The organism is Streptomyces sp. YIM 98790 (assembly GCF_011421595.1).
In the GTDB taxonomy this organism is placed as follows: Bacteria; Actinomycetota; Actinomycetes; order Streptomycetales; family Streptomycetaceae; genus Streptomyces.
In genome coordinates this window covers 16,598-37,615 of record NZ_WTLH01000025.1, presented here as the reverse complement: position 1 = coordinate 37,615, position 21,018 = coordinate 16,598, and the positions used below count along the sequence as shown (strand labels likewise).

Below are 21,018 nucleotides of genomic sequence, written 5' to 3'. Positions count from 1 at the left end.
GAACGCCCCGCCGGGAGCGGCTGGCAACCGGCGGGGCGTGAGGGGCCGTGCCCCCGGGCCGATGTGGCGGCTCCGCGGCTCTGCGGCTCAGCTCGGTCCGGGGGCGACGGTGGTGCGGTGTGACGGGGTGGTGCGGTGGCTCAGCGGAAGTTCACGTCGCTGCAGATGTAGTACGTCTGGTCCATGTGCGAGGCCTTCCAGATGGTGAAGACCACGTGGTGACCGCTGCGGCCGGGGGCGCTGACATCGAAGGAGATGTTCTGGGCGGGGGCGTAGCGGCCGGTTTCCCGGACCAGCTGGAGGTCGCTCCAGCGCAGCCTCTGCGTCTCCGGGTTGAAGCCCTGACGGGTCACGTAGACGCGGAAGTAGTCGGCGCCGTGGCTGGCCTGGTCGTACAGGTGCATGGTGAAGTTGCTGCCGACGGTGGTGGTCTTCCACGGTCCCGGGGTGTCGAGCGAACGGTACCGGCCGCTCTCGGCGAGGCCGCCGCTGCACAGCTGGCCGTCCGGGACATGGGCCTGGTGGTTGCCGCCGACGTTGTTCTTGTAGAGCCCGTTCCAGTTCCACATGGCGTTGGGGTTGTCCTGCCATNCAGTTCCACATGGCGTTGGGGTTGTCCTGCCATGCCTGCCAGCACATCGGGTCCTGCTGCTGCATGTTGGGGTTGAGGTGGTCACTGCCCCAGCGCTGCCAGCAGCTGTAGTTCCGGGATGCCGGGTCGACGATGGACCCGTGCGCGGAAGCGGAGTCGGCCCAGGGGATCAGACCGACCATCGCCACCGTGAACAGGGCCAGGACGCGCAGCGCCCAGCTCCTGCCTTCGACGCGCTCATGACAATGCATTTGTCGAGTTCTCCATTTTCCGGTGTGGGGGTGTCCGGGAAGTGGGAGCGCTCCCAGATCGCGGATTACCCGGCGTCACTCACGCGAAACGCAGGCCGCGCGAGCTCTCACACCACCGACATATAGGCAAACCGGAGACGAACATTCCGTGGCGGTCGGTGTGCATCCGCTCACCGGATACCCTCGCGTTCCATGGCCGGTTCCGGACGGGCGGAGACGACACGACGGGCACGGCCGGCCGCGCGGGACTGGAGCCAGGCACCCGCCAGTGCGGCCAGCACCAGCGCGGAGCCCAGCCATGCGGTGGCGGTGTAGCCGAGCCCCGCGCTGATCACCATGCCCCCGGCCCACGGCCCCACGGTGTTCCCGGTGTTGAACGCCGAGGTGGCGGTGGCGCCGGCCAGCGTCGGCGCGGTGGCCCCCGCCACCTGGAAGATCCGCGCGTTCAGGCCCGGTGCGCAGAGGAACGAGGCGACCCCGAGCAGCCCGGCCAGCACCACGGGCGCCCACCGCGCCTCGGCCAGGACGGCGACCAGCACCAGCACCGCGCTCGCCGAGCCCAGCCCCGCGTACATCGTGCCGAACATATGGGCATCCGCGATCCGGCCGCCCACCACCGTGCCGGTCAGCGCACCCGCCCCGTACAGCACCAGGGTGACCGGCACCCAGCGCTCGTCCAGCCCGGCCACATCGGTGAGCAGCGGCGCGAGATACGAGAAGAAACAGAAGGTGCCCGCCGCGAACAGGGCGATGGTGGAGACGGCGAGCCAGACCTGCGGGTCACGGTAGACGCGCAGTTCGGCGCGGATCCGCGGCCGGTCCCCGGCATGGTCCCCGCGCGGCGGAGCGGTGCGCGGCACCAGCGCCAGGACCCCCGCCAGGCCGAGCGCCGTCACCAGGGCGACCGCCCAGAACGCCGAGCGCCAGCCGAAGGCCTGCCCGAGCAGCGCCCCGCCGGGCACTCCGGCGATGGTGGCGACGCTCAGCCCGCCGATCATCACCGCCAGCGCCCTGGCCCGCAGCTCGGGCGCGGTCAGCGAGACGGCCACCGCCGCGCCCACCGCCCAGAACCCGGCACAGGCCAGCGCGCTGACCACCCGGCAGACGAACAGCACCGCATAGGCGGGGGCGAGTGCCCCGACGACATGGCCGAGGCCGAAGACGATCAGCAGGCCGATCAGCGTGGCACGCCGGGGCAGCCGGTGGGTGGCGGCGGCCAGGACCGGCGCGCCGACCACCATGCCGATGGCGAAGGCCGAAATCAGCAGCCCGGCGGTCGGGATGGTGACGTCCAGGTCCTCGGCCACCTCGGGCAGCAGCCCGGAGAGCATGAATTCCGAGGTGCCGAGCGCGAAGACCGCCCCGCCGAGCACCAGGACCGCGGCCGGCAGCCGGGGCGGGTCCGGCTCCGTGGCCGGAAGCCCTGCCGGGCGGGGGCCGGGGCGTGAGCCGGTACCGGTGTCGTCGGGGTCGGGGTCGGGGTCGGGGTCGGGGTGGGCGTCGGGCTCCGGGGCGGGGCGGGAATCGGCGGTCGGCACACCGCCGACAACGCCGCCCGTCACGGCGCCATTCCCGTTCCTTCCCGTTTCCCTCCTGCTCCTTCCGGTCGCCTCCTGCTCCTTTCCGTTCCGGTGCGGACTCCCGCCCCTGGCGGGCCGGTCCGCCCGTCCGCCCCCGTACTGGCCCGTACCGGCGGCCGGCGGCCGGGTGCGGGGCGGCGCGGAGCTACAGAAGTCGTGGTTCCGGGCCGGCGCTGTCGTCCGGAAGTCTGCTTCTGCCCGCACGGCCGGTCCCGGCGGCCCGTGCGGCAGTAGATTCCGGGCCATGCGGCGCACCTCCCGGGACTGGGCGGCCGACACCGGCGTGGTGCTGGTGGCGGCGGCCTTCTGCCTGCTCGTCGCCCCGGACTCGGTCCGCGCGGCCGGCCTGTCCGGCACCGTCCTGCTGGTGGACTCGGCCGTGGCCGGGGCGGCCTGCGCCGCGCTGTACCTGCGCCGCCGGTGGCCGGTGCTGCTGGCCCTGGCCACGCTGGCCGCGGGGCTCTTCACCCACCTGTCCACCGGTGCCACCCTGGCCGCGCTGTTCTCGGTGGCAGCGCTGCGCCGCCCGCGCACCACCGCCTGGGTGACCGGCATCGCGCTCGCCCCGCTGGTGCTGGTGCTGGTCCTCACGCCGAAGGCGGACGGCGTGGACACCGAGGACACCGCCGGCCTGCTCGCCTACTTCGCGCTGATCGTGGGGTCGGTCGGCTGGGGCCTGTTCCACCGTTCGCGGCGGCAGGTCCTCGCCTCGCTGCGGGAGCGGGCGGAGCGCGCGGCCGTGGAGGCCCGGCGCCGCGCCCGGGAGGACGTGGCCCGGGAGATGCACGATGTGCTGGCGCACCGGCTGTCGCTGCTGAGCGTGCACGCCGGGGCGCTGGAGTTCAACCCCGGGGCCTCCCCGGAGGAGGTCCGGCGGGCGGCCGGGGTGATCCGGGACAGCGCTCACCAGGCCCTGCAGGATCTGCGCGAGGTCATCGGGGTGCTGCGGGCGCCGGAGGAGGACGGGGCGGTCCGGCCGCAGCCCTCGCTGGGCGACCTGACGCGCCTGGCCGGGGAGTCCCGGGCCGCCGGTATGGACATCACCCTGCGGCTGTCGGCGGAGCAGCGGCAGGGGGTGCCGGGGGCGGTCGGCCGGGCGGTGTACCGGATCGTCCAGGAAGGGCTGACCAACGCCCGCAAGCACGCGCCCGGCGCGGCGGTCACGGTCAGCGTGCGTGGCGGCCCGGGGGAGGGGCTGACCGTGGAGGTGCGCAATCCGCTGTCCGCGTCACCGGCGGCACGCGACGTGTCCGGGCCGGGCCGGAGCGCACGGCGGCTGCGGGGCGGTGCGGCCGGAGCCGCGGCGGAGGACGGGACGACGGACGGGGATGGTGCGGCGGCGGCTCCGGCGGACGTGATCAGCACCGTTCCCTCCGCCCTCCCCGCCCTCCCCGCTTCCGCAGCGGCCTCCGCCGCCGCCTCCTCCACCACCTCCGCCTTCCCCGCCCCCGCCTCGGCCTCGTCCGTCACCGCCGCCGGGGCCGCCGCGTCCGCCACCGGAACGGGAACGACCACGGCCGCCGCCACCGCCGCCACCGGGTCGATACCGGGCGCCGGGCAGGGCCTTCCCGGGCTCGCCGAGCGGGCCAGACTGGCCGGCGGCAGGCTGGAGCACGGCCGGGAGGGGGACGACTTCCGGCTCGTCGCCTGGCTACCGTGGGATGCATGATCCGGGTGCTCTTGGTGGACGACGATGCGCTGGTCCGTTCCGGGCTCCGGCTGATGCTCGGCGGCGCGCCGGACATCGAGGTGGCCGGGGAGGCGGCCGACGGCACCGAGGTGTCCCGGCTGGTCCGGGACCTGCTGCCGGACGTGGTGCTGATGGACATCCGGATGCCCGGCAGGGACGGGCTGGCCGCCACCGAGGAGCTGCGCGCCGGTCCCCGGCCGCCCGAGGTGATCATCCTGACCACGTTCGACACCGATGAGCATGTCCTGCGTGCGCTGCGCGCCGGGGCCGCGGGCTTCGTGCTCAAGGACACCCCACCGGGGGAGATCGTGGCGGCGGTGCGCAGGGTGGCGGCGGGCGAGCCGGTGCTCTCACCGGGCGTGATCCGGCGGCTGATCGGCCATGTGGCCGGCCGGGACGGGGCCGGTCCGCGCCCGGCGCGCCAGGCGCGTGCCGCACGGGCACGGGCCCTGCTGGCGGGTCTCGGCGAGCGGGAGCGGGAGGTCGCGGTGGCCGTGGGGGAGGGCAAGTCCAACGCCGAGATCGCGGCCCAGCTCTACATGAGCGTGCCGACGGTCAAGACGCACGTGTCGCGCATCCTGGCCAAGCTGTCGCTGAACAACCGGGTGCAGATCGCCCTCGTCGTCCACGACGCCGACCGCGCCTGAGCTGCGACGGCACGGCACCGGGCGGTGCGGTCCGGCGCGGTCCGGGCGGGCCTGTCCGTGGGCGGATCAGGGCTGCTGCGGCTCCAGTGTCTGCTCGGTCCAGATGGTCTTGCCGGTGGGGGTGTAGCGGCTGCCCCAGCGGTGGGCGAGCTGGGCGACCAGGAACAGGCCGCGTCCGCCCTCGTCGGAGAGGCGGGCGCGCCGCAGGTGGGGCTGGGTCTGGCTGGGGTCGGAGACCTCGCAGATCAGCCGCTGGTCCTTGATCAGGCGGATGCCGACCGGTCCGCCGGCGTAGCGGATGGCGTTGGTGACCAGTTCGCTGACGATCAGCTCGGTGGCGAACGCCTGCTCGGCGCAGCCCCACGCGTCGAGCTGGGCGGAGACGCGGGAGCGGATGTCGGCCACCAGGCTGGGATCGGCGGGCAGCTCCCAGGCGGCCGTTGCCCGCTCCGGCACCTCCTGTACCCGGGCCAGCAGCAGCGCCAGATCGTCCCGGCGGGGCTCGCGGCGGAGACCGGCCAGCACCCGGCGGCCGACCGCGGCCAGCGGCTCGCTGCCGTCGGCCGCCGCCCGGGCGCCGGTGCTCAGCGCGGCGAGGTCGCGTTCGGGGGTGGCGCTTCCGCTGTGGAAGGCGAGCACATCGCCGGGTTCCAGGCGCAGTTCCAGCGGCTCGAAGGGCTCCCCGCCGACGCCCAGCGGGGCGCCCGGGACCACGTCGACCGCCCGCGAGATGCCGTCGGCGCGCCGGGTCAGCACGGGGGAGGGGTGTCCGGCGCTGGCGATCAGGCACTGCCGGGTCACCGGGTCGTAGACGGCGTAGAGGCAGGTGGCGCCGAGCAGGGTGCTGGAGTCGGACGGCGGTACGGTGCCGCGTCGGCCCCAGAACGGCCGGCCGCCCGTTCCGTCGCCCTCGTCTCCTCCCCCACCCCCGACACCGTTGTCACTGCCGCTTCCGCTGCCGCCGCCGTCCTCGGAGGCGTCCGGTGACCGTTCGTGCTCGCTGAACCGCACCACCAGGTCGTCCAGGTGGGTGAGGAGTTCGTCGGGCGGCGAGTCCAGGTCGGCAAGGGTCTGCACGGCCGACCGCAGCCGTCCGGTGGCGCCCGCCGCGTTCACCCCGTGCCCGGCCACCCGTCCGACCACGAACGCGACCCGGGTGGAGGAGAGGGCGATCACGTCGTACCAGCTCCCGCCGATCCCGGCCACGGTGGAGGCCGGGGCGTACACGCCCGAGGTCTCGGCGGCGGTGATGGTGACGACCGGCCGGGGCAGCAGGCTGCGCTGCAGGGCCTCGGCGGTGCGCCGTTCCCGGGTGTAGCGGCGGGCGTTGTCCATGCTGAGCGCCAGCCGGGAGCCGATCTCCTCGGCCAGGGTGGCGTCCGCCGGTTCGAACGCGGGGCGGCCGCCGGTCCGCCACAGCGCCACCGTGCCCAGGACGGCGCCGCGTGCCCGGAGCGGCAGCACCAGGAGGGATGTGGCGCCCGGGGGCAGCATCAGCCGGGCCTGCTCGTCGTGGCGCCCGACCGTTTCGTGCAGTTCGGTGAGGTCGGGCAGGACTCCGGCCGGGCCGCTGCGGATGTGCTCGCTCTCGGCCTCGCCCAGCCGGATGGTGGCGTCCAACGGGTAGACCTCGGGCGGCCATTCGCCGTCGGCGGCGGCAACGGCGATGCGCCGCATGGGTGTCCCGGCCAGGAAGTAGCCGGGTTCCTCGCCCACCAGCACGGTTTCGGTGATGTCCACGGCGCCCAGGTCGGCGAAGGCGGGGACCAGGACGTCTGCCGCCTCCTCGGCGTTGCCGGTGACGTCCAGCGAGTTGCCGATGCGCAGCGCGGCGGCGTGCAGCAGGTCCAGCCGGTGCTGTGCGTGCGGATTCGGCGGCGGCGCAGAGCCGTCCGGGGAGAGCAGCGGAGGCGGCGTCCGGTCGGGCACCGTGCCGTGCGCGTCCGCGGCGGAGGACCGCCCGGCGGACGGCCGCGACGGCCGACTGTGGTCGCTCATATGCGCCTCACTGCGGCGGTGCCGGTCAGGACCGGGGCCCGCCCCTGGTTCCTGCGTCTGCGTCCTCTTCATTAAAACGTTCCCGCCCGGCCACCGCTCGGCAGCCGGGAACGGTTCGGGCCACCCAGGCAGCAGTGCACGGCGCTGCACGGCAGCAGACGGCGGCGGACGGCGGCGGACGGCGGTGCGCGGCCGTGCACCTTCGGTGCAGCGAGGCGCGCTGAAGGGCGGAATTTACCCTTTGCCTGGTTTGAGATGCGATGAGGTGGTCACGTGTGGGGTCGTTGTCCACTGCACCGAACTCGGCCACCGATCAGGGAGTACATGTGGATCAGCCCAACCGCATCAAGGCCGCCGTACAGAAGGTCGCCGACACCGTCTCCGGCGACTCCGGCGACACCGACGACTCCGGCAAGACGGGTACAGCCGGCATGTCCGGAAACGACCGCCGGGAGGCCGAACTGCCCGGCGCCCCGGCCGCCCGCCCGGCACCGCTGGAGGAGCCGACCGAGCCGCACGACCCGTGGCCGCCCAAGCCGGACCAGCACGGCCCGGCCACCGTCAGCCCCACCGGACAGCCCACCGGCGCCGACGAGGCGGCCATGGCACAGGCCGGGGCGTACCACACCACCGCCCAGGGCCTGCGGCTGCCCGACACCGACCACTCGCTCAAGGCCGGCCCGCGCGGCCCCGTCCTGCTCCAGGACCACCACCTGCGGGAGAAGATCACCCACTTCGACCACGAGCGCATTCCCGAGCGGGTGGTGCACGCGCGGGGCGCCGGCGCGCACGGCGTCTTCCGCAGCTACGGCACGGCCGTTCAGGTGACCAAGGCGGCCTTCCTCGCCAAGGACGCGGAGACCCCGGTCTTCGTGCGCTTCTCCACCGTGCTCGGCTCACGCGGCTCGGCCGACACGGTCCGCGACACGCGCGGATTCGCCACCAAGTTCTACACCAGCGAGGGCGTCTTCGACCTGGTCGGCAACAACATCCCGGTGTTCTTCATCCAGGACGCCATCAAGTTCCCGGACGTCATCCACGCCGGCAAGCCGCAGCCGGACCGGGAGATCCCGCAGGCGCAGTCCGCGCACGACACCTTCTGGGACTTCGTCTCGCTGCACACCGAGGCCACCCACCACACCCTGTGGAACATGTCCGACCGGGGCATCGCACGCTCCTTCCGGACCATGGAGGGCTTCGGCGTCCACACCTTCCGGCTGGTCAACGCCGAGGGCGGCACCACCCTGGTCAAGTGGCACTGGAAGCCCAAGCAGGGCGTGCACTCCATGGTGTGGGAGGAGGCGCAGATCGCCGCCGGGATGGACCCCGACTTCCACCGCCGGGACCTGGCCGACGCCATCGAGGCGGGCGCATACCCCGAGTGGGAGCTGGGCATCCAGACCTTCCCGGACACCCCTGAGCAGATGTTCGAGGGCATCGACCTGCTCGACCCGACCAAGATCGTGCCCGAGGAGATCGCCCCCGTGCAGCCGGTCGGGCTGCTCACCCTCAACGCCAACCCGTCCAACTTCTTCGCCGAGACCGAGCAGATCGCCTTCCACCCCGGGCACCTGGTGCCGGGCATCGACATCACCGACGACCCGCTGCTGGCCGGGCGCCTCTTCTCCTACATCGACACCCAGATCATGCGGCTGGGCGGGCCCAACTTCGCGCAGATCCCGATCAACCGGCCGCACGCCCCGGTCAACGACATGCAGCGGGACTCCTTCCACCAGACCGCGGTGCACCGTGGCGTCGCCCCCTACCGGCCCAACTCACTCGACGGCGGCTGCCCCTTCGCCGCCGGTGCGGCCGAGGGCGGCTACGTCGAGGTCCCGGTGCCGCTGGCCGAGTCGAAGAAGGTGCGCGAGGCCCCCGCCACCTTCGAGGACCACTTCAGCCACCCGCGCCGCTTCTGGCTCTCCATGTCCCCGGTGGAGAAGGAGCACATCATCAACGCCTACACCTTCGAGCTCAGCAAGTGCTGGGAACGCTCCATCCAGGAGCGGCAGCTCCGGGTCCTGGCCCACATCGACCCGTACCTGTGCGAGCAGGTCGCGAACGGCCTCGGCCTGCCCGCGCCCGCCGCCTCCGGACCGCTCGCCGACGTCCAGCCCAGCCCGGCCCTCTCCCAGGTCGGGAAGGAATGGCCGGTCACCGGCCGCATCCTCGGCATCGTCACCGGCGGCACCGGCGACCTCTCCGACGTGGCCGCCGTCCGCCGGTCCGCCCTGGACGCCGGCATGGTCCCGCTGGTCATCGCCCCCACCCTGGGCGGCGACACCGTGCACGCGCAGCGCACCTTCGCCAACGCCCGCTCCATCGAGTTCGACGCCCTGGTGCTGGCGGGGACCCCGGCCCCGGGCGCGGACGCGCTCGGCGCCCGCGACGCCAAGGCGGGCGAGGGCGCCGCGGCCGGGCCGGTCACCGACCCGCGCGTCATGCTCCTGATCGACGAGACCTACCGGCACGCCAAGCCGCTCGGCGGCTGGGGCGACGTCCAGCGCACCTGGGAGGTCCTCAACATCGCCCCCGACGCCCCGGGCGTCATCACCTCCGACGACCCGGCCGCCGTCTTCGACGGCATCGTCACCCGCCTGCGCTACCACCGCGTCTGGGACCGCTTCCCCGCGCAGGCACCGGCCACCTACTGACAGCACTGACAGCATCCCGTCCCGCCCTCGGGGGCCGGTCCGCGGCGCCAAGCCCGGCCCGGCCCCCTCCCGGCTGCGCCACAGAGGTGTGCTCTACCCGCACCTCACGGTGCGGCCGGCGCGTCGTCGGCCCTCGTGGCGGGCCGTTCCGCGCCGTGGTCGACGATCTCCATGGCGACCCGCACCACGTCCGCCCGGGAGCACCGGCGCGGGATGCCGTCGGTCCATCCCCCGTCCGGCGCGGCCTCACAGGTGCGCACCCGGCAGCCCGCGCCGGAGACCTCCACCCTGACCACGCGGCACCCTTCCCGGGACAGCACCCGGGCGGAGTGCTCGAACGTCGTCAGGCTGACGTCCAGCCGTCTGCCGATGGCGGCGGTGAACCGCCGCCACGCGTCCCGGACCAGTTCTTCCTCCCCGGTGAGGAGAATGGCGGCTGCCAGGTCGCCCAGTATCACCCTCGGCTCGCAGGAGAAACGGGCACTATCGTCCTGCACTGTCGGTCTGCCTCCATCGGAATCGGATCGGCCCTGCCCCGGGACCGTGGCGTCGGCCGCCGGGGCGCCTTCGTGTTCTCGGGGCACGAACCCCTGCCATGCGGCAGCGCGGTAGATCAGCGCCCCGCAGCTCTCGCAATGCCGGTCACCGGACACCCCGCACGTGACCAGCCGCCCGGTATGCCGGCAGGGCATCTCAGTCGCCCCCGGACGATCGGCTGCTCATGTCCCTCCTTTCGGGTGGATCGGCCCCGTGCACAGCGGGATCTGCTCTTTGAACATCCGTAACCGAGGGCTGGTCGACACGGGCTCACGCCATACAGAACCGGTTTGCTATGGGACGCCCGTGCGAGAAGGGCGGGCTGCGTGGCCGACGCGCAGCATGTGGACGGCAGCAGGTTCGGGCCGGACGAGATGATCGCCAAGCGACTCCGGCAGCAGCGGGAGGGCCGTGGACTCAGCCAGTCCTACCAGCAGCGTGATTCCCGGGCTCCTGCAGACCGAGGACTACGCACGGGCGCTGACCCGCGTCGGCCTGCCGCGGGATACGGACGCCGAGGTCGAGAAGAAGGTCGCCTTCCGGATGAGGCGGCAGCGGGTGCTCACCGCGCCGACCGCCCGCCGCTGTATCGCGCGATCATCGACGAGGCTGCGCTCGCGCGGCCCGTAGGAGGAGCCAAGGTGATGGCGGCGCAACTGCGTGGACTGCTGAACTGTGCTGGTCTCCCCAACGTACGTGTGCAGTTGCTTCCCTGCGCTGTCCAGGAACACGGCATGCAGGGGGGAGCCTGGTCCTGCTGGATCTTGAGGCCGGAGGCGTCGTCGCCCTGGTGGAGAGCTTCCGCACCGGCCAGGCGATGGAATCTCCTCGGGAAGTGGTCGAGTACCAGGAGCTGTACGAGGCCGCTCAGGTCAAAGCGCTGCCGGTGCACGAATCGAGTGCTGCCATCGCGCGATACATGAAGGACTACGAAGATGCAGAGGACTGAAGCGCTGTGGCGCCGGAGCAGCTACAGCGGGTCCGAGAACGGTGCATGTCTCGAAGTCCGGGACGGCATACCCGGTGCCGTGCCGGTCCGGGACAGCAAGGTCCCGGACGCGGCACGGCTGCTGATACCCGGTGCCGCCTGGCGCGCCTTTGTCCGCATGGTGCGGTGAGAGGGGGGACGGTTCCGTATCGCGCCTCGATCCGGCCGGGGCTGCCCCCGACCCCGGCCCGCAGCTCTGAGAAGGCGGTGCCGTGGCGCTCAGTGCCGGGTGCCGCCGTCCGCCGGGGTCTTCCGCTGGGTGCGGGAGGCGCGCAGGCTGGTGAGGGTGGTGACCAGCAGGACGGTGCAGATCACGGCCAGGGAGACGGGGATGGAGATCTCCGGGACGTGCACCCCGTACTCGTGCAGGGCGTGCAGCAGCAGCTTCACGCCGATGAAGCCGAGGATGACGGACAGCCCGTAGGAGAGGTGCACCAGGCGCTGGAGCAGGCCGCCGATCAGGAAGTACAGCTGCCGCAGGCCCATCAGCGCGAAGGCGTTGGCCGTGAAGACGATGTACGGGTCCTGGGTCAGGCCGAAGATCGCCGGGATGGAGTCCAGCGCGAACAGCAGGTCGGTGGAGCCGATGGCCAGCATCACCAGCATCATCGGGGTGATCAGCCGCTTGCCGTTGCGCATGATGGTCAGCCTGGTGCCGTGGTACTCGGGGGTGGAGGGCACGCGGCGCTCGATGAGCTTGAGCAGGCGGTTCTCCTCGTACGCCTCCCTCTCGTGGCCGGTCGCCTCGGCGTGCGCCTCGCGCACCAGCTTCCAGGCGGTCCAGATCAGGAAGCCGCCGAAGATGAAGAACACCCAGGTGAAGTGGGCGATGATCGTGGCGCCCGCGGCGATGAAGAGACCCCGGAGGACGAGCGCGATCAGGACGCCGATCATCAGAACCCGGGCCTGGTAGGCGGGCGGGACGGCGAACTTCGCCATGATGAGGACGAAGACGAAGAGGTTGTCCACGCTCAGGGACTTCTCGGTGATGTATCCGGCGAAGAACTCACCGGCCGGCTGACCGCCGCCGAAGAGCCAGAGGCCGATGCCGAAGAGCACGGCGAGGATCACCCAGATGACTGTCCAGGTGCCGGCCTCGCGCAGGGTGACCTCGTGCGGCTTGCGGCCGAAGAAGAAGTCGACGGCGATCAGGGCGCACAGACCGACAACGGTCAGCACCCACACGGTCAGCGAGATGTCCACAGAGCAACCTCCGGCGGGGGATGGCGCATGCCAGGGCAGGGCAAGGCAGCGCGTCTGCCGGAGGTCTCTTCCACCCGGGCCGGCACAGGCTGCGCCGCTCGGGCCGGTGCCCCGGGACCGGCGCGGACCGGTCCGTACTGACGGGAACACCGCGGGGGAATACTCCCCTCCACTGCCAGGAGAGCCTACGGCACGCACCAAGAAACGGTAAAGGGCGCATCATGTAACGCTCCGCACATCGGGGGGCGTGGCGGGTGGAGGGATGGCGGGCGGAGGGCGGATGAGACGCGGATCATTGTGCAACTAGTTGCACAATGCTTTCCTGCCGGTCATGGAGACGAGCGCTGCGTACCCGCACCTGTTCCGCCCGCTGGAGCTGGGCGGCGGCATCACCCTGCCGAACCGGATCGTCATGGGGTCCATGCACACGGGCCTGGAGGAGTCCCCCGGCGGCTTCGGCCGGCTGGCGGCGTTCTACGCCGAACGCGCCCGCGGCGGCGCCGGACTGATCATCACCGGCGGCATAGCCCCCAACGAGGCCGGGCGGCCCGGGGCCGGCGGCGCCAAGCTGACCACCGAGGAAGAGGCCGTACGGCACCGGCGGATCACCGCCGCCGTGCACCGCGAGGGCGGCCGGATCGCCCTCCAGATCCTGCACTTCGGCCGGTACGCCTACCACGAGGACCTGGTCGCGCCCAGCGCGCTCAAGGCACCGATCAGCCCGTTCACACCCCGCGCGCTGGACGACACGGAGGTGGCGGCGACCGTCGAGGACTTCGTCCGGGCGGCGGAGCTGGCCCGGCACGCGGGCTACGACGGCGTGGAGATCATGGGCTCCGAGGGCTACCTGATCAACGAGTTCCTCGCCGCCGCGACCAACCACCGCACCGACCGCTGGGGCGGGCCGTACGAGAACCGCATCCGCTTCCCGGTCGAGATCGTCCGCCGGACCCGGCAACGGCTCGGCCCCGGCTTCCTCATCGTCTACCGGCTCTCCATGCTGGACCTGGTGCCGGGCGGGTCGTCCCCGGACGAGGTCACCGCGCTGGCCAAGGAGATCGAGGCGGCCGGCGCCACCATGATCACCACCGGGATCGGCTGGCACGAGGCCCGCATCCCCACCATCGCCACCTCCGTGCCGCGCGGCGCCTACGGCTGGGTGACCAAGCGGCTCATGGGGGCGGTCTCCCTCCCCCTGGCCGCCGCCAACCGCATCAACACCCCCGAGGTCGCGGAAGGACTGCTCGCGGACGGTGCCGCCGACCTGGTGGCGCTGGCCCGGCCGTTCCTGGCCGACCCGGAATTCGTGGCCAAGGCCCGGCGCGGGCGGGCGGACACCATCAACACCTGCATCGGCTGCAACCAGGCATGCCTGGACCACACCTTCAGCGGCGAGATCAGCTCCTGCCTGGTCAACCCGCGCGCCTGCCACGAGACCGAACTCGTGCTGGAGCCCGTCCGGTCCGGCGCGGGCAAGCGGCTGGCCGTGGTCGGCGCCGGACCGGCCGGCCTGGCCTGCGCCGTGGCCGCCGCCGAGCGCGGCCACCGGGTCACCCTCTTCGAGGCCGAGGACCGGATCGGCGGCCAGCTCAGCCTGGCCCGCCGCGTCCCGGGCAAGGAGGAGTTCGACGAGACGCTGCGCTACTTCGCGCACCGCCTGGACGCCAGCGGCGTCGACGTCCGGCCCGGCACCCCGGCCGACGCCGGGACACTGCTCACCGGCGGCTACGACGCGGTGGTGCTGGCGACCGGCGTGACCCCGAGGACGCCGGACATCCCCGGCGTCGGCCACCGCAGCGTGGTCGGCTACCGGGACGTGCTCGCGGGCGATGCGCTGGTGGGGGAGCGGGTGGCCATCCTGGGCGCCGGAGGCATCGGCTTCGACGTGGCCGAGTACCTGACCGAGGACGCCGGGGGCGCCGAGGACACCGGGGGTGCCGGAGAAGCGGTGGACGCCGAGGAGTTCTTCCGGCGGTGGGGCGTGGACACCGGATACCGGGAGCGCGGCGGGCTGACGGAACCCCGGCGCCACCGGCCGCGCCGCACGGTCCACCTGCTCCAGCGCAAGACCGGCAAGGTCGGCGCCGGGCTGGGCCGCACCACGGGCTGGATCCACCGCGCCGAGCTCAGGCACCGGGGCGTGCACATGCTGCCCGGTGTCACCTACCACCGGATCGACGACGAAGGGCTGCACCTGTCCGTGGACGGCGGCGCGCCGCGGGTGCTGGCCGTGGACACCGTCGTGCTGTGCACCGGGCAGGAGCCCCGCCGCGAACTCCACGGTGCGCTGCGCGACGCCGGGCAGACGGTCCACCTCATCGGCGGAGCCGACATCGCGGCCGAACTCGACGCCAAGCGGGCCATCGACCAGGGCACCCGGCTGGCCGCCGGGCTGTAGACGCGCCCCGTGCCGGGCCGTTCCCAGGATGGCCCGGCACCGCCCGCACCGCCCCGCACCGCCCGCCCTGCCCGCACCCCACGCACCGCACTCCCGCCGCCCGGAGGTACCGGCGTCATGTCGCTGCCGCACGCGATCCTCACCGCCCTGCTGGAGAAGCCCTCCTCCGGACTGGAGCTGACCCGCCGGTTCGACAAGTCCATCGGCTACTTCTGGCCGGCCACCCACCAGCAGATCTACCGCGAGCTGGGCAGGCTGGAACGGGAGGGCCTGGTGCGGGCCCTGCCGTCCGAACAGCCCGCCCGGGGCCGGAAGAAGGAGTACGAGGTGCTGCCCGCCGGGCGGTCCGAGCTGGCCGCCTGGGCGGCGGGCCGCCACGAACCCCGGCCCGTCCGGGACGCCCTGCTGCTGCGGCTGCGCGCCGCCGCGGTCATCGGCACCGAAGGGCTGGAGGAGGAGCTGACGCGCCATCTCGCCCTGCACCGTCGGCAGCTCGCGGAATACCTGGAGATCGAACAGCGGGACTTCACCGGCCCCCGGGGCGACGACGGCAGTGGTGGGCAGCGGCTGCGGCACCTGGTGCTGCGGGCGGGGATCGGGCTGGAGACCTTCTGGCTCGACTGGCTCACCGAGGCGCTGGCGGGCATCCGCGAAACCGGTGCCGCTGCCGGTGCCGCTGCCGGTGCGGGTACCGGTGCCGGTCCCGAGGCCGAGGCCGGTGCCGGAGCGGAAGCGGGAACAGCGGCGGAACCAGCGGCGGAACCAGCGGCGGACACAGCGGCGGACACAGCGGCGCAGCGGACGGGCGGCGCCCGCCCCCGCCCCGCCGGGCCGCACGGGGTGGCGCACGAGGTCCGTCCGGAACTCTGACAGCGCCCACACAAGCGGAACGTGCGAAACACCCGGAAGGTATGAAAAGCAGCCCGGAGACGAGTCGGCGTCCGGTGGCGGCCAAGAATGCCTCTAGCGCGGGGGCGCACCGTGGGATCTCCCGGTGTCGCGCGAGAGGAGACGGACATGCTGCTGAGCGAGGTGCGCCCGCGACAGCCGGCGGTGGACCAGTGGGCGGCGGTCCGCCGCCGGATCACCGCGGTGGACCAGGCATTCGGCGATCCGTGGGACGAGAACAACCCGCTGGGCTTCTCCGAGATCCTGTCCGCCGACGAGCGGGAGAGCTGTCTGCCGGCGGCCCTGGAGACCTACGACGCGCAGCTGCTGAACGCCGAATTCGTACCCGCTGCGCTGGGCGGGCGGCTGGTGGGCATGGACACCGCCGGCGCCCTCCTGCGCCCGGTGTTCCGCCGGGACGCCCGCCTGGGCGCCATCGGCTGCATCTCCTCCCTGCTGGCGGCCTCCGTGGTGTGGGCGGCCGGCAGCGAGGCCCAGCGCCGCCGCACGGCCGACGCCCTGCTCGGCGGCGGCCGGCTGGCCATCGCCTGTCACCAGCTGGAGCACGCCAACATCTTCTTCCAGGAGGAGTTCCGGGCCAGACCGGCCGGCGGCGGCTACCTGCTGTCCGGCCGCAAACCGGCCATCAACAACCTGGACCGCGCCGAGCTGATCCTCGCCTTCGCTTCCGGACCGGACGGCCACTCCCTCTTCCTGCTGGACCGCGAACGCCTGCCCGGCCCCTGGATGAAGCGGCTCGGCGGCGCGCCCACGGGCTGGGGCGGCATGGGCCTGGGCGGCCTGGAACTGCTGGAGTGCCCCGTCCCGGCCTCCGCCCTGGTGGGCGGCTGGGGCCGCGGCGTGGAGGTGGGCGCCTCGGCCTACCCGCTGATGAACGCCACCATCGCCGCCATGCTCATCGGCCTGGGGGACACCGCCCTCCGCGTCACCCTGCGGTTCGCCGCCGAACGCTCCGGCTCCGGTTCCGACTGCGGTTCCGGTCCCGGTTCTCGTTCTGGTTCCGGCCTGGCCCGGTCCACCCCCGCCCAGGTGCGCACCGCCGTCAACGGCGCCTTCGTCGACCTCCTGATCGCGGACTGCCTGACACTGACCGCGACCCGCTCCCTGCACCTGGTGCCGGAGCAGTGCGACGTATTGACTGCTGCCGCCAAGTACCTGGTGCCGAAGGTGCTGAGCGAGTCCATGCACCACCTGTCCACCATCCTGGGCGACGGTTTCCACACCACCGCCGGACCGTCCGCCCTGGTGCGCAAGCACCTGCGGGACATCGACACGATCAGCTTCGGCCACGTGGGCAGCGCGGTGTGCCAGACCGCGATCGTGCCGTTCCTGCCGCTGCTGGCCCGTGACTCGGACGCCCGCTCGGCACAGCCGGAGCCCGCGCTGTTCCGGCCCGGCACCACGGTGCCCGCCCTGGACCCGGACCGGCTGGCACAGTTCGGCGGCGGCGACCGGCTGTGGGGCTACCTGTCCCGTGCCGTGGAGAGCGGCGAACTCGGCCCGGCCGGAACGGCCGACGAACTCGGCGACGAGTTCGCGGTGCGCGCCACCGCATTCGCCGCCGAACTGGCCGACGTCATGGAGACCGCCACCGACCTGGGCTTCGACACCGGCGACCCGGTGGACGACCCGCGGGCCATCCCGCTCAGCGAGCGCTACACCCTGCTGCTGGCCGCCGCCTCCTGCCTGGGCGTCTGGCGGGAGGCCGCCGCCGCCCCGGCCGACGACCCGGGCGCGGCCTTCCTGGCCGACCCGGCCTGGCTGCTGCTGGCCCTGGACCGGCTGCTGCGCCGGCTTGGCCGCCCGGTGCCGGCGGTGCCGGCCGAGGCGATGGCCCGGGTCCACGACGAACTGCGGCGGCGGGCAGACGGCGCCCGCGCCTTCGACCTCTACGCCGCGGAGCTGGCGGGATGAGCGCCGAACGGAAACCCGCACTCCCCCCGGTGCGCATGGTCGGTGCGCCCTGGGGGGTGTGGGACACGGTGTCCAGGGACATCCGCACCACCGGGGTGGCGCTGGCCGCCACCACACTGGGCCGCTGGGAGAGCGACCGTCCGGTCGAGCCCCGGGTGCGCACCCTGCTGGGCCGGGACCTGCCCCGGTACACGGCCATGGAGGAGGGCATCGTCCGGGAGCGGTTCGCCGCCTCCCGGGTGCTGCTGCGCTGCGTGGTGGCCGCCGCCATCGGGGTGCCGCCGGGCGGCGTGGACATCGGCTACCACCTCAGCGGCCGGCCGTACGCCCGGGGCTACGACCAGGTGGACATCTCGCTCAGCCACACCGGCGACATCATCCTCGTCGGGGTGACCTCCCGGGGCCGCATCGGGGTGGACGTGGAGCCGGCCGGGCGCGCCAAGGAGGTCGCCGAGCTGGACCGGCACATCTGCACCCCCCACGAGCTGGGGGCGGTGAACGAGGGCCCGGCCGGGGAGCGCGCGGCCCGGCTGCTGCGCACCTGGATGCTGAAGGAGGCGTACAGCAAGGCCCTGGGACAGGGCCTGCGGTTCTCCTTCACCGAGTTCGGCTTCGCCCCGGCCCCGCCGGGACGGGGCGCACGCGGGGTGCGCGCGGCCCGCACCCCGCTGGGCGGCACGGTGACCGCGGGCCCCGGGCCGGCCCTGCTGTGCGGCCGGGACGGCGCCCCGGTGGACGCCCCGACCTGGCGTTTCCACAGCCTGGACCTGGAGGGCGGAATGCTGGCCGCGGTCGCCCTGCAGTACCTGCCGATCGGCTCCTCGGACGACATCCGCGGCGGCACCGCGGTGGACCGCCGCACCGTCCGCGCCATCTGGGGCCGCACCGCCGCCGGCTGAGTCCCCGGTACCCAGCCCTCCGTGCAGGAGGCGAGCCGGGTCCGAGCCGGGTCCGAGCCGAGCCGAGCCCGAGCCGAGCGGGGTGGGGCACGAAGGAGCCGGGCGGGTCCGGGCCGGGGCCGGTCCGGTCCGGGCACGAGGCCCCGGCCGGGCGTCGTGGCGGGCGGGCCCGCCGTGGAGACCCACCGGCCGCACCGGTTGGCCGCTCCCGCCGGCTGCTCCCGCACATCGTGACGCCGCGTCAGAGTTACCGAGCGTATAGGAATCCGTCACGCATGCGCTCAAGGGCGGCTCCACCGCACTGACCCACGCTGAAGCCAGCCGATGAGGCGACCTACAAGAGGAGGACCGACGTGGCAGCCAAGAAGGGCATTGCCGCTGCAATCGGTGGGTGGAGCGCGCAGCACCGGAAAACAGCCGTCTTCGGCTGGCTGCTGTTCGTTGTGCTCGCCTCGATGGGCGGCTCGTTGGGCACGGTGCTGTCCGACGACGTGGACAACGGCGTGGGCGAGTCCGGCCGGGCGGCGCAGATCCTCGCCGACGCGGGCGTCAAGTCGCCCGCCCAGGAACTTGTGCTCATCACCGGTACGGACGTGACGGCCGACGACACCGCGTTCCGGGCGGCCGTCGACGACGTGGTCTCCGCGGTGGGGGCTTCCGAGCACGTCACGGACGTGGACTCGCCCTACGAGACCGGCACCATCTCCGAGGACCGCACGGCCGCACTGGTCGGCTACACCATGACCGAGGGCCGCATCGACGCCTCCAAGGACATCGGCGGGGTGCTGGACGCCATCGAGGAGGCCGTCGCGGCCCACCCGGAGGTGTCCGCGGAACTCTTCGGCGAGGCCACCGCCCAGAAGGCGCTGGACGACACCTTCGCCGAGGACCTCGTCTTCGCGGAGTACGCCGTGGTCCCGCTCGCCATCGGCATCCTGCTGGTGGCCTTCGGCGCGCTGGTCGCCAGCGTGCTGCCGGTGGTGCTGGCGCTGACCGCCACCGCCGCCGCCTACGGCCTGCTCGTCGTGAGCAGCCACGCGGTGCCGACAGACCTGAACGCCAGCGTGGTGCTGACCCTGGTCGGCCTGGCCGTCGGCGTCGACTACAGCCTGTTCTACCTGCGCCGCGCACGTGAGGAACGGGCGGCCGGCCGGGACAACGCCACCGCCCTGCGGATCGCCGCGGCCACCTCCGGCCGGGCGGTCGTGGTCTCCGGCCTGACCGTCATCGTCGCCATGGCCGGCATGTTCCTCACCGGCATCGCCACCTTCGCCGCCATGGGCGTGGCCGCCATCGCCGCCGTGGCGGTGGCCGTGCTCGGCTCGGTCACCGTGCTGCCCGCCATGCTGGCGATGCTCGGCGACAAGGTGGAGAAGGGCCGGCTGCCGTTCCTGCGCCGTGACCGCAAGGGCGGCGACTCCCGCTTCTGGCGGGTGCTGACCGACCGGGTGCTGCGCCGGCCCGCGCTGTCCGCCGCGGTGGCCGTCGGCGCGCTCGTGGCGCTGGCCCTGCCGGTGCTGAACATGCAGACCGCCATGCCCAGCGCGGCCCAGGACATGGACCCGGACACGCCCATCGTCCAGGCCATGGAGGCGATCGACGAATCGTTCCCGGGCAGCGCCACACTCGCCACCGTGGTGGTGGCGGCCGGAGACGCCGACCCGGCCGAACTGGACGCGGCCGTGGCGGCGTTCCGCGCCGAGGCGGTGGCCACCGGGCAGCTCTTCGAGCCGATCGAGGTGACCGAGCACGCCGGCGGCTCGGTGCTGGCCATCGAGGTGCCGATGGCGGGCGAGGGCAGCGACGACACCAGCGTGGCCGCCCTGGAGGCGCTGCGCGGCGACGTCCTGCCCGGCACCCTGGGCGCGGTCGAGGGCGCGGAGACCGCCGTCAACGGCGTCACCGCCGGCTCGGTCGACTTCAACGAGCAGCTCGGCGATGCGGTGGCGCCGGTGCTGGCCTTCGTGCTGCTGCTCACCCTGGTGCTGATGCTGGCCTCGTTCCGCTCGCTGACCATCGCGCTCACCGCGATCGTGCTCAACCTGCTCTCCGCCGGCGCCGCCTACGGGGTGCTCACCCTGGTCTTCCAGGAGGGTGTGGGGATCGGGCTGACCGGCGCGCACACGGCCGGGCCGATCGCCTCCTGGCTGCCGCTGTTCCTGTTCGTGATCCTGTTCGGGCTGAGCATGGACTACCACGTGTTCGTGGTGTCCCGCATCCGTGAGGCGCGGCTGCGCGGCGCGGACACCCGGACCGCGATCGTGCGGGGCCTGCGCTCCACGGCGTCGGTGATCACCGCGGCGGCGCTGATCATGGTGGCGGTCTTCCTGGTCTTCGCCACGGTGTCCGCCACCTCGGTCAAGCAGATGGGCGTGGGCCTGGCGGTGGCGGTGCTGCTGGACGCCACCATCATCCGGGCGGTGCTGCTGCCCGCGGTGATGGCGATGCTCGGGGAGGCCAACTGGTACCTGCCGAGCTGGCTGCGCTGGCTGCCGGACCTGTCGGAGCGCGAGCCCGACGACACCGATGCCGGTGCCCACGCCGGGGCCGGTGGTCGTGCCGGTGCCGGTGGAGGCGCCGAGGGCGCGGACGATGCCGATGCCGATGCGGTCCCGGCCGCGGCCGGCGGCGGCCGCCCCGAGGAGCACCTCGTACGGCAGTGACCGGGCTCGACCGGGCTCCGGTGCGCGGGCCGGGCGAGCGTGGCCCGCGCACCGGACGCCGCACACGGCACGCGACGGCAACCGGCGTACGGGCC

13 protein-coding genes and 3 pseudogenes are annotated in these 21,018 nt (G+C 73.4%); 11 read left to right on the top strand and 5 right to left on the bottom strand.

What is annotated here, in order from left to right:
- Positions 1-140: 140 nt before the first annotated feature.
- Positions 141-843 (bottom strand): annotated as a pseudogene (locus GQS09_RS07085) (lytic polysaccharide monooxygenase).
- Between the two features lie 170 nt (positions 844-1,013).
- On the bottom strand, positions 1,014-2,405 hold the full coding sequence (locus tag GQS09_RS07080) for a Cmx/CmrA family chloramphenicol efflux MFS transporter (protein WP_399552434.1): 1,392 nt from the start codon (positions 2,403-2,405) through the stop codon (positions 1,014-1,016).
- Positions 2,406-2,667: 262 nt separating this feature from the next.
- On the opposite strand from GQS09_RS07080, the gene GQS09_RS07075 reads away from it, so the two are divergent.
- Together GQS09_RS07075 and GQS09_RS07070 are read left to right on the top strand one after the other, a co-directional pair.
- Positions 2,668-4,092: a sensor histidine kinase gene (locus tag GQS09_RS07075; protein WP_165985134.1), complete on the top strand. Its 1,425-nt coding sequence runs from the start codon at positions 2,668-2,670 to the stop codon at positions 4,090-4,092.
- Positions 4,089-4,760: a response regulator transcription factor gene (locus GQS09_RS07070; protein ID WP_165985133.1), complete on the top strand. Its 672-nt coding sequence runs from the start codon at positions 4,089-4,091 to the stop codon at positions 4,758-4,760. The genes GQS09_RS07075 and GQS09_RS07070 overlap by 4 nt, the downstream gene beginning before the upstream one ends.
- Positions 4,761-4,826: 66 nt before the next feature.
- Here GQS09_RS07070 and GQS09_RS07065 read toward each other — a convergent pair whose 3' ends face one another.
- A complete protein-coding gene (locus tag GQS09_RS07065) occupies positions 4,827-6,758 on the bottom strand; it encodes a SpoIIE family protein phosphatase (protein ID WP_165985132.1) in 1,932 nt (643 codons plus the stop codon).
- A gap of 431 nt (positions 6,759-7,189) precedes the next feature.
- On the opposite strand from GQS09_RS07065, the gene GQS09_RS07060 reads away from it, so the two are divergent.
- Complete coding sequence (locus tag GQS09_RS07060) at positions 7,190-9,412, top strand: catalase (protein ID WP_243761186.1); 2,223 nt, start codon at positions 7,190-7,192, stop codon at positions 9,410-9,412.
- A 104-nt stretch (positions 9,413-9,516) separates the two neighbouring features.
- On the opposite strand, the gene GQS09_RS07055 is transcribed toward GQS09_RS07060, so the two are convergent.
- A complete protein-coding gene (locus GQS09_RS07055) occupies positions 9,517-9,909 on the bottom strand; it encodes a hypothetical protein (RefSeq protein WP_165985130.1) in 393 nt (130 codons plus the stop codon).
- A gap of 478 nt (positions 9,910-10,387) precedes the next feature.
- On the opposite strand from GQS09_RS07055, the gene GQS09_RS30305 reads away from it, so the two are divergent.
- From GQS09_RS30305 to GQS09_RS07040, 3 genes and pseudogenes are all read left to right on the top strand, one after another.
- On the top strand, positions 10,388-10,579 hold the full coding sequence (locus tag GQS09_RS30305; protein ID WP_165985129.1) for a Scr1 family TA system antitoxin-like transcriptional regulator: 192 nt from the start codon (positions 10,388-10,390) through the stop codon (positions 10,577-10,579).
- Between the two features lie 14 nt (positions 10,580-10,593).
- Positions 10,594-10,898: pseudogene (locus tag GQS09_RS30300) on the top strand (Scr1 family TA system antitoxin-like transcriptional regulator).
- Positions 10,885-11,067, top strand: a complete 183-nt coding sequence (locus GQS09_RS07040; RefSeq protein ID WP_165985127.1) for a DUF397 domain-containing protein — start codon at positions 10,885-10,887, stop codon at positions 11,065-11,067. Before GQS09_RS30300 ends, GQS09_RS07040 begins: the two are co-directional and overlap by 14 nt.
- 89 nt (positions 11,068-11,156) lie before the next feature.
- On the opposite strand, the gene GQS09_RS07035 is transcribed toward GQS09_RS07040, so the two are convergent.
- A complete protein-coding gene (locus GQS09_RS07035) occupies positions 11,157-12,140 on the bottom strand; it encodes a TerC family protein (protein ID WP_165985126.1) in 984 nt (327 codons plus the stop codon).
- A gap of 331 nt (positions 12,141-12,471) precedes the next feature.
- On the opposite strand from GQS09_RS07035, the gene GQS09_RS07030 reads away from it, so the two are divergent.
- From GQS09_RS07030 to GQS09_RS07010, 5 genes and pseudogenes are all read left to right on the top strand, one after another.
- A complete protein-coding gene (locus tag GQS09_RS07030; protein ID WP_165985125.1) occupies positions 12,472-14,538 on the top strand; it encodes an FAD-dependent oxidoreductase in 2,067 nt (688 codons plus the stop codon).
- Positions 14,539-14,655: 117 nt separating this feature from the next.
- Positions 14,656-15,192, top strand: a pseudogene (locus GQS09_RS07025) (PadR family transcriptional regulator); the annotation flags it as partial.
- 363 nt (positions 15,193-15,555) lie between these two features.
- On the top strand, positions 15,556-17,361 hold the full coding sequence (locus GQS09_RS07020) for an acyl-CoA dehydrogenase (protein ID WP_165985123.1): 1,806 nt from the start codon (positions 15,556-15,558) through the stop codon (positions 17,359-17,361).
- Positions 17,358-18,260, top strand: coding sequence for a 4'-phosphopantetheinyl transferase superfamily protein (locus GQS09_RS07015; protein ID WP_165985122.1), 903 nt, complete (start codon positions 17,358-17,360; stop codon positions 18,258-18,260). The genes GQS09_RS07020 and GQS09_RS07015 overlap by 4 nt, the downstream gene beginning before the upstream one ends.
- A gap of 353 nt (positions 18,261-18,613) precedes the next feature.
- Positions 18,614-20,923 carry an MMPL family transporter gene (locus tag GQS09_RS07010; protein ID WP_313896024.1) on the top strand — a complete coding sequence of 770 codons (2,310 nt, stop codon included), beginning with the start codon at positions 18,614-18,616 and terminating at the stop codon, positions 20,921-20,923.
- Positions 20,924-21,018: the final 95 nt, after the last annotated feature.

Coding starts and splice junctions, on each gene's coding strand:
- GQS09_RS07075 (WP_165985134.1), top strand. CDS start 2,668: ATGCGGCGCACCTCCCGGGACTGGGCGGCCGACACCGGCGTGGTGCTG.
- GQS09_RS07070 (WP_165985133.1), top strand. CDS start 4,089: ATGATCCGGGTGCTCTTGGTGGACGACGATGCGCTGGTCCGTTCCGGG.
- GQS09_RS07065 (WP_165985132.1), bottom strand. CDS start 6,758: ATGAGCGACCACAGTCGGCCGTCGCGGCCGTCCGCCGGGCGGTCCTCC.
- GQS09_RS07060 (WP_243761186.1), top strand. CDS start 7,190: ATGTCCGGAAACGACCGCCGGGAGGCCGAACTGCCCGGCGCCCCGGCC.
- GQS09_RS07040 (WP_165985127.1), top strand. CDS start 10,885: ATGCAGAGGACTGAAGCGCTGTGGCGCCGGAGCAGCTACAGCGGGTCC.
- GQS09_RS07030 (WP_165985125.1), top strand. CDS start 12,472: ATGGAGACGAGCGCTGCGTACCCGCACCTGTTCCGCCCGCTGGAGCTG.
- GQS09_RS07020 (WP_165985123.1), top strand. CDS start 15,556: ATGCTGCTGAGCGAGGTGCGCCCGCGACAGCCGGCGGTGGACCAGTGG.
- GQS09_RS07015 (WP_165985122.1), top strand. CDS start 17,358: ATGAGCGCCGAACGGAAACCCGCACTCCCCCCGGTGCGCATGGTCGGT.